The sequence below is a fragment of the Synechococcus sp. R8-2 genome, assembly GCF_047461715.1.
Lineage (GTDB): Bacteria > Cyanobacteriota > Cyanobacteriia > Thermostichales > Thermostichaceae > Thermostichus.
The window spans coordinates 1-766 of the sequence record NZ_JANSHQ010000678.1 but is presented as its reverse complement, the minus strand read 5'-3'; the positions used below and the strand labels follow the sequence as shown (position 1 = coordinate 766).

At 62.0% G+C, this 766-nt stretch carries 1 pseudogene; it reads right to left on the bottom strand.

Going from position 1 to position 766, the window contains the following annotated elements:
* Positions 1-766, bottom strand: a pseudogene (locus NW819_RS13800) (hypothetical protein); the annotation flags it as partial.

Sequence of the window (766 nt, the reverse complement as noted above, 5' to 3'; positions counted from 1 at the left end):
GCTCCGCACCGCTGGCGCGAACAAGTCGGGCAAAAGCCAGCGGATCCCGGCTAGCAGTGCCCCCACTCCGTAGGCGTGGGTCAGGAGTACCCAAAGAAAGTTGGGAGTTTCTCCTGATCTGGACTTTTGTTGTAGCCACCAGGCCAGGATCCCGGCGCTCAAAAGCAAGTGCCAAAAGCGAATGGCCGGATAGGGAAGGCTCAAGAGCAGCAGGGATCCCCCTAGCCCCAAAACCAAGCGCTCTGTTGGTTCCACCAGCCCAGAAAAGTCTGTCTCGCCAGCTTCTGGAGTGCTCCTCTGCCAGCGGGCCGCCAACCCCAACCACAGCACCTCGTAGGGCAGTAGCACCAACCCCAGCAAGCCCCAAGGGGAATCAAGGGGCTGAAACCAGTTGGTTACTGTAGCTACAACCTCTTGCCGCCAGCTTGCTGGCCACACCTGCCAAAAAGCCCAGCAAGTTTCCAGGCCCAGCAAGAACAGCAACGTCAAATGCACCCTAAGGACTTCGTCCCGCTGGGGCGACTGGGTGTGTCGGCGCAAGCGCCCGATTAAGACATGGATCCCCAGCAGGCTAATCCCCAGCAACTGCCAGCCGCTGAAAGGGCTCTCCGCCAAGCCAATGGCAGCCAGCAGCCAGCCCACCACCAACAGCACCCAGCTCCCCTCCCACCAGCGGGAGAGCGTCCCCTCCTGAGCGCCTTCTGCTACGACGTCCGGGGATCCCTGGGGCCATTCCGCTGCCAGCCAACCCAACAGGGCCACCGCC